The sequence below is a fragment of the Humidesulfovibrio sp. genome (assembly GCF_030689645.1).
In the GTDB taxonomy this organism is placed as follows: domain Bacteria; phylum Desulfobacterota; class Desulfovibrionia; order Desulfovibrionales; family Desulfovibrionaceae; genus Humidesulfovibrio.
Genome location: NZ_JAUYFU010000002.1, coordinates 33080 through 41349, shown reverse-complemented (window position 1 = coordinate 41349; position 8270 = coordinate 33080). Strand labels below are relative to the sequence as shown.

The following is an 8270-nucleotide window of genomic DNA, read 5'->3' as shown; positions in this document are numbered from 1 at the left end:
CCCTTCTTCTGCCAGGTCGAAGCCATCGAAACCGCAATCTGGCTGACCGAAGTCGCTCCGCACGTGCCCCACGGCAAGAAGTTCGGCAAACACCTCACCGACTGCAATCCTGACCTTGTACGCCTCGCCCTGAAACTTGCGACAGGCGCGGGCAAGACAACGGTCATGGCCATGCTCATTGCGTGGCAGACGCTGAACGCAGTTCGCCATCCCGGTAGCAAGCGGTTCACGCGCGGCTTTCTGATTGTCGCCCCCGGCCTCACCATCCGGGACCGTCTCCGCGTCCTCCAGCCGAACGACCCCGACAGCTACTACCAGAGCCGTGAGCTGGTGCCCCCCGACATGCTCGCAGACTTGGAGCGGGCGAAAATCGTCATCACGAACTTCCACACTTTCAAGCTCCGCGAGCGTCTTGAGGTCTCCAAAGGCGGTCGGTCGCTCCTTCAGGGGCGTGGCCCCGAGCTGGCCACGCTTGAGACCGAAGGGCAGATGATTCAACGCGTGATGCCCGACCTCATGGGGCTCAAGAACATCCTTGTCATCAATGACGAAGCTCACCACTGCTACCGCGAGAAGCCGGGCGAGCCGGACGAGGAACTCACTGACGACGAGAAGCAAGAGGCCGAACAGAACAAGGAAGCCGCCCGGCTCTGGATTTCTGGTCTTGAAGCCGTCAACCGCAAGCTCGGAGTGACCAAGGTCTTCGACCTATCCGCCACACCCTTCTTCCTGAAAGGCTCCGGCTACGCCGAGGGCACCCTGTTCCCGTGGACTATGAGTGACTTCTCGCTCATGGACGCCATTGAATGCGGCATCGTCAAATTGCCGCGCGTGCCCATCTCGGACAACATCCCCGGCGTGGACATGCCCATGTTCCGCAATCTCTGGTCCCACATCCGGAAGAAGATGCCCAAGAAGGGGCGCGGCAAGGCCAAGGGCCTTGACCCCTTGAGCATCCCCCCAGAGTTGCAGACGGCCCTTGAGGCGCTCTACGGGCATTACAAGAAGACCTTCGAGCTTTGGCAAGAGGCCGGAATTGACGTGCCCCCGTGCTTTATTGTTGTTTGCAACAACACTTCTACGTCGAAGCTTGTTTTCGACTACATATCCGGCTTCTTCCGCGAGAACGAGGACGGCACAACCGAACTGGAAAACGGGCGTCTGCCGCTCTTCCGCAACTTCGACGACCACGGCAACCCGCTGGCCCGGCCCCACGCCCTGCTCATCGACAGCGAACAGCTTGAGTCTGGCGAAGCCCTTGATGACAACTTTCGGAAAATGGCCGCTGATGAAATCGAGCGCTTCCGGCGAGAAATCATCGAGCGCACGGGCGACCCGCGCCAGGCCGAGAACCTGTCCGACAACGACCTTTTGCGTGAGGTCATGAACACCGTGGGCAAGCCGGACCGCCTGGGCGGCTCCATCCGATGCGTAGTCTCCGTGTCCATGCTGACCGAGGGTTGGGACGCGAGCACCGTCACCCACGTGCTCGGCGTCCGCGCCTTCGGCACACAGCTTTTATGCGAGCAGGTCATTGGCCGCGCGCTTCGCCGCCAGTCCTACGACTTGAACGACGAGGGTCTCTTCAACGTCGAATACGCCGACGTGCTTGGCATCCCCTTCGACTTCACTGCGCAGTCCGTACCGGTGAAGCCGCTCAAGCCGCGCGTGACCATCCACGTGAAGGCCATGAGCCCAGAGCGCGACCACCTTGAAATCAGCTTCCCGAACGTCGCCGGGTACCGCGTGGAGCTCCCGGAAGAGCGGCTCACCGCGCAATTTAACGCGGACTCCGTGCTCAAGTTGACGCCGGAACAGGTCGGCGCGACCAGCACGCGGACGCAAGGCATCATCGGCGAGGGCGTGGACCTCAATCTCGTCCACACCGGCGACCTGCGCCGCTCGACACTCCTGTTCCACCTCACCCAGCGCCTGCTGTACACCAAATGGCGCGACCCGAACGAGGAGCCGAAGCTTCACCTCTTCGGCCAGCTCAAGCGCATCGCCAAGGAGTGGCTCGACACCTGCCTTGTATGCGAGGGCGGCACCTTCCCGGCACAGCTCATGTATCAGGCGCTGGCTGACATCGCCTGCGAGCGCATCACGCGGGCGATTACGAACGCCCATGAGGGAGCCTGCCCCATCAAGGCCGTGCTCGACCCGTACAACCCCACCGGGAGCACGCGGCACGTCGCCTTCAACACCACCAAGACGCTCCGGTGGGAGACGAGTCCGAATCTTTGCCACATAAATTGGGCCATTCTCGACAGCGACTGGGAGGGCGAGTTCTGCCGCGTGGTGGAGGAACACCCCCGAGTGAAGGCCTACGTAAAGAACCACAATCTCGGCTTCGAGGTGCCTTACCGCTACGGCTCGGAGATGCGCCGCTACCTGCCGGATTTCATCGTGAAGGTGGATGACGGACGCGAGGATTTGCTCAACCTGGTGGTTGAGGTGAAGGGCTACCGGCCAGAGGACGCCAAGGACAAGAAGGCGACCATGGACACGTACTGGGTGCCGGGCGTGAATAACCTCGGCACCTATGGCCGCTGGGCCTTCACGGAGTTGACGGAGGTGTTGCGCATGGAGTCCGACTTCGCGGCCAAGGTCCGTTCCTCGGTCAACCGCATGATTGCAGAAATCACCGCCCCCGGCGCGGGAGAGAAATAGCCATGGCCAAGACCCCGACCCTCAAGAGCGTTGAAACCATCACCCACGCCGACGCCACGCGGAAGAACATCCCCACGGCGGAATTCCAAGCGCTCATGACGGCCCACGACAAGGCCCCGGTTCAGGTGCGCTACGAGCGCAACCGTGACCTCGACCCCCAGCTCATGTGGCGCGGCAAGGACGAGCAGGACTGGTCGGACCTCGTGGTGAACGCCCCGCCGCTCTACATTCAGGAGAAGGTTCACCCCAAGGTGCTCATCGACGACCTCTTGCGCCGCACCAAGGAAGAGAAGACGCCCGGCAAGACCCAGTACGACCTGTTCGCGAATTTCAACGGCCTGCCGAACGAGGAGGCCAAGACCGAGTTCTACCAGCACGACGCCAACTGGACCAACCGGATGATTCTTGGTGACTCGCTTCAGGTCATGGGGAGCCTCGCCGAGCGCGAAGGGCTTCGCGGCAAGGTCCAGTGCATCTATTTTGACCCCCCTTACGGCATAAAATTCAACTCGAATTTCCAGTGGTCCACGGCTAGTCGCGACGTGAAAGACGGGAATATCGGTCACATCACTCGTGAGCCAGAACAGGTGAAAGCATTTAGAGACACATGGCGTGACGGTATTCATAGTTATCTTGCATATCTACGCGACAGAATCACCGTGGCGCGCGATTTGTTAACTGAAACAGGCTCTATGTTTGTCCAAATTGGCGACGAGAATGTTCATCGGGTGAGGGCCATTCTCGATGAGGTGTTTGGAGACGCGAATTATTGTACAATAATTCCATTTAGAAAGCGGCAGGGACGTACTAGCGCTTCTTTATTGCCAGAGCAAACGCATGATTTTCTGTTGTGGTATGCGAAAGACATCAAGCTGATGAAGTATAAACAGCTTTACATTGAAAAGGCAATGGATAACTTGGAACTGTTTTATGATGATAATGGTAATAGAGTTCCACTTACTGATGTACAAAAATCAGGGCGCGTGCCTTTGCCTGTGCCAGTTGAAAAAATATATACTCGTATTCCCCTTGAGTTGCAAAATGCCAATAGCGAAAGAAAGTTTTCGCTATCATGTTGGGGCAAAGAATGGGTGGCTCCTCCGAAGGGTTGGTCGGCAACGAAAGAAAAGCTTGAGAAGCTAATACGCATCGATAGGTTGACGCCAAAAGGAAAGTATCTGTTGCTTAAAAGATACTACACGGAGTCGAGCATATCGAAGCTGATATCGATTTGGAATGATACGGCAGGTGAACAGAACGCAGAGTATGTAGTTCAAACGAGTACACTCCCTATCCAGCGGTGCTTATTGATGACTACAGACCCTGGTGATTTGGTGTTAGACCCAACATGCGGTTCTGGTACAACTGCATATGTTGCAGAACAATTTGGGCGTAGGTGGGTCACTATCGACACATCTCGAGTCGCGTTAGCTTTAGCACGTTCACGAATAATTGGCGCTAAATATCCTTACTATTATTTACGTGATAGTATCGAAGGGCAAAATATTGAAGCGGAGCTTTCACATAAAGCTCCTTCTAGCCAGCCAGTATTCAGTCGTATTCGGTTCGGATTTGTATATGGACGTGCTCCACATATTACGTTGAACACAATCGCGAAAAATGTAGACATTGACAATATAGTTGACAAGTATGGTGACAAATTTGTTTTTCTGCTTAATCAATTGAGTAGGGAAATTGGGAAAACCTTAAGAGAATGGGAAATACCTCATGTCGCCGACCCTTCCTGGGGACAGTCGGCGAGAGATACACATCTAAAGCTTCGGGAACTTTGTCTCCGTCGGCAACGAGAGATAGATGCCTCTATTGTCGCCAAGGCAGATTTCGAACCGCTCTATGACAAGCCTTGCGAGGACAAGAAGAAGGTGCGCGTGGCCGGTCCTTTCACCGTGGAGAGCCTTTCCCCGCACCGCGTGTTGGCCGTGGACGAGAATGACGACCTCATCGACCCGGCGAAGCAGGGGCAGGCGGCAGGCGGCGAGCAGGACTTCGTGCAGATGATTCTGGAGAACCTGAAAACCGCCGGGGTCCAGCAGGCGCACAAGGACGACAAAATCGCCTTCACCTCGCTTGTGCCGTGGCCGGGCGTCATGGTCTGCGCCGAAGGCCGCTACATTGAGGGCGACGGGCAGGAAGCAGAGAAACGCGCCGCCATCTTCATCGGCCCGGAGTTCGGCACCGTTTCCCGCCCCGACCTGGTGGAAGCCGCGCGCGAGGCCGGAGAGGCTGGCTTTGACGTGCTCATCGCCTGCGCCTTCAACTACGACGCGCATTCCACCGAGTTTTCGAAGCTTGGCCGCATCCCCGTTCTCAAGGCGCGGATGAACGCGGACCTTCACATGTCCGACGAGCTCAAGAACACTGGCAAGGGCAACCTCTTCGTCATCTTCGGCGAGCCGGACATCGACATCATTCCGGCCAAGGACGGGCAGATTCAGGTGAAGGTGAAGGGCGTGGACGTGTTCCACCCGAACACGGGCGAAGTGCGGAGCGACGGCCCGGATGGCATCGCTTGCTGGTTCATCGATTCAGACTACAACGAAGAGAGCTTCTTCGTGCGGCAGGCCTACTTCCTCGGCGCAAACGACCCCTACAAGGCCCTGAAGACCACGCTCAAGGCGGAAATCAACGCCGAGGCATGGGAGACGCTCAACAGCGACACTTCCCGGCCCTTCGACAAGCCGAAAGACGGCCGCATTGCGGTGAAGGTCATCAACCACCTCGGCGACGAGGTTATGAAGGTGTTCCGGGTATGAGCACAGAAGACAAAGTATGGGTTGGTGTTGACCCCGGAGGCAAGAAGCACTTCGGTGTAGCTATCATCGGGGTAGGGCGTCGCCCACTCACCTTCTGTGCCAATTGCGCGGATGAAGCCGTTGATATTGTGCTCCGCGAGGCTTCTGTCGCTCCGGCGGGGCTTGGGGTTGATTCACCTCTTTGGCTTTCATCTGGCCCTTCCGGCGACCGGGCGGCTGATTGCTGGGTTCGCAAGGAGCGTCGTGGCAATGCTCAGGCCATCAATTCTCTACGCGGCGCAGTCCTCGTCCAGGGACTTATGTTTGTGCAACGTATGCGAGAGAGATTTCCAAGTGTCAATGTCACCGAAGTGCACCCTAAGGCTCTCCTCAAGGACAAGGGCGAGGGATATTGGACATCGTTCTTCACAGAGATTGGCACGAGAACGCCGGTTGCTGTCCACTCGGACAAAGACCACGAAAGGGACGCCCTAATTGCCGCCATTGCCGCGCGTCAAGGCTTTTGCGGGCACTGGCAACATGACTTGGCTTTACTCGACCCCCTGCCAGGTGAGCAAACTCCCCCTGAACGTTCGCTACGCCCTGTTCATTACTTCTGGCCGGAGTGAGCACAGATGGAATTTCGAATAGCCGACACCTTCACAGACAGCCTTCGCCGCTTGACTGGCGACGAGCAGAAAGCGGTGAAGACCACCGCCTTTGACCTCCAGCTCAATCCGGCGAACCCCGGCATGAGCTTCCACAAGCTGGCCCATGCGCGCGACAAGAGCTTTTGGTCCGTGCGGGTGAACGCGGATGTTCGGATAATCGTCCACAAGACGCAGACGAGCCTTCTTCTCTGCTACGTCGCGCACCACGAGCAGGCCTACCGCTGGGCCGAGGTGCGCAAGCTGGAAACGCACCCGAAGACCGGAGCGGCGCAGTTGGTCGAACTGCGGCAGGCCGTGGTTGCCGTTGCCTCGGAGCCCGTCCGCGCGCTGGCCGCATCCCCGCCCCCGAAGCCCTTCCTGTTCGCCAAGCAGGCTGACGACGAGTTGCTCGGCTACGGCGTTCCCGAAGAATGGCTTGGAGCGGTCCGCGAAGCGACGGAAGACACGCTTCTTGACCTGGCCGACCACCTGCCTGCGGAAGCCGCTGAAGCACTCCTTGAGCTTGCCACAGGCGTGACACCGAAACTGGTGCCGCCTCCGGCCAAGGACGTTGCGCCGTTCGACCACCCGGACGCCCAACGCCGCTTCCGCGTCGTGGCCAACCTTGAGGAGTTGGAGCGGGCGCTTGATTATCCTTGGGAGAAGTGGACGGTCTTTCTGCACCCGGCACAGCGGCAGACGGTGGAGCGAGATTTCTCCGGCCCTGCCCGCGTCTCTGGCTCCGCTGGCACCGGAAAGACCATCGTCGCCTTGCACCGGGCCGTGAACCTCGCCCGGAAGAATCAAGATGCGCGAGTGCTTCTCGCGACCTTCTCGGAAATTCTCGCGAACGCCCTACGGAACAAGCTCAAAGTGCTCGCGGGAAACGAACCTCGGCTTGGGGAACGCATTGACGTTCACGCCATGGATGCCCTTGGCGAGCGCCTCAACAGGCTGTGGCTCGGGCGGCTTCGCGTGGCCGACCGAAAGACCGTCATGACGTTGCTCAAAAGCGCGGCTTCGGCGCACGCAGGCATCCGCCAGAGCGAGCAGTTCATGTTGTCGGAGTGGGAGGAAGTCGTTGATGCTTGGCAACTGACAACATGGGAAGAATACCGCGACGTTGCCCGGCTCGGCAGGAAAACCAGACTACCGGAGAAGATGCGGAAGGCACTCTGGGAAGTGTTCAGCGCCGTTTCGGCTGGCCTCGCCGAGCAGAACCTTGTGACACGTGCCGGGCTTTTCACGCGCCTGGCCGGGCATGTGGTGAGTCTCAAGGCCCCGCTTTTTGACTACGTGGTGGTTGACGAGGCGCAGGATGTCAGCGTGCCCCAGCTCCGATTCCTAGCGGCGCTGGGCGCGGGCAGGCCTAACGGGTTGTTCTTTGCCGGAGACCTCGGACAGCGGATTTTCCAACTGCCGTTCTCGTGGAAATCCCTTGGCGTTGAAGTTCGCGGTCGGTGCCAGACGCTCCGCGTGAATTACCGGACCTCGCACCAGATTCGCGAGCAAGCGGACCGGCTCCTCGGGCCAACGGTTGCGGACGTGGACGGGAACACCGACGACAGAAGGGGCACCACGTCCGTTTTCAATGGCCCGGAGCCCAACATTTTGGTTGCAGACACCGCCGAACAGGAGATTATAAAAGTCGCCGAATGGCTGTCTGCGCGTGTCAAAGAAGGCGTGACGCCTTCAGAAATAGGGATATTTGTCCGGTCCGAGGCTCAAGTTGAGCGCGCGACAACTGCCGCCGACAAGGCGGGTATTCCGTTCCTTGTGCTCGATGAGCAACTCGACACGGCCCCCGGAGCGGCTTCCGTTTGCACCATGCACCTTGCCAAGGGATTGGAGTTCCGCGCCGTGGTGGTCATGGCCTGCGACGATGAAGTCATTCCCCTGCAAGAGCGCATTGAGTCCGTCACGGACAATTCCGACCTTGAAGAGGTCTACGAGACCGAACGACATTTGCTTTACGTCGCCTGCACGCGCGCTCGCGACTACCTGCTTGTGAGTTGCGCCGCCCCCGGCTCCGAGTTTTTAGATGACTTGACCGCACGCCCGTGACCCGGCGAATCCAAGGAGAAGCCGGAGCGAAATTCCCGCGCGATGCGCAGATAAAGCGTGTAGGCGACAAGCGGGACGCCAAGGCGCCAGTGCATTTCGGCTGGCATTCGCCGCCAGCTCACGCCTTCACGCC

4 protein-coding genes are annotated in these 8270 nt (G+C 58.8%); all 4 read left to right on the top strand.

Annotated elements, in window-relative coordinates:
• The coding region (locus Q8O35_RS00280; protein WP_305569044.1) for a BPTD_3080 family restriction endonuclease at window positions 1-2670 on the top strand (2670 nt) is incomplete at its 5' end.
• A 2-nt stretch (window positions 2671-2672) separates the two neighbouring features.
• Window positions 2673-5444: a site-specific DNA-methyltransferase gene (locus Q8O35_RS00275; protein WP_305569042.1), complete on the top strand. Its 2772-nt coding sequence runs from the start codon at window positions 2673-2675 to the stop codon at window positions 5442-5444.
• On the top strand, window positions 5441-6052 hold the full coding sequence (locus tag Q8O35_RS00270) for a hypothetical protein (RefSeq protein WP_305569040.1): 612 nt from the start codon (window positions 5441-5443) through the stop codon (window positions 6050-6052). The genes Q8O35_RS00275 and Q8O35_RS00270 overlap by 4 nt, the downstream gene beginning before the upstream one ends.
• A 6-nt stretch (window positions 6053-6058) precedes the next feature.
• Window positions 6059-8137 carry a 3'-5' exonuclease gene (locus Q8O35_RS00265; protein ID WP_305569038.1) on the top strand — a complete coding sequence of 693 codons (2079 nt, stop codon included), beginning with the start codon at window positions 6059-6061 and terminating at the stop codon, window positions 8135-8137.
• Window positions 8138-8270 lie beyond the last annotated feature (133 nt).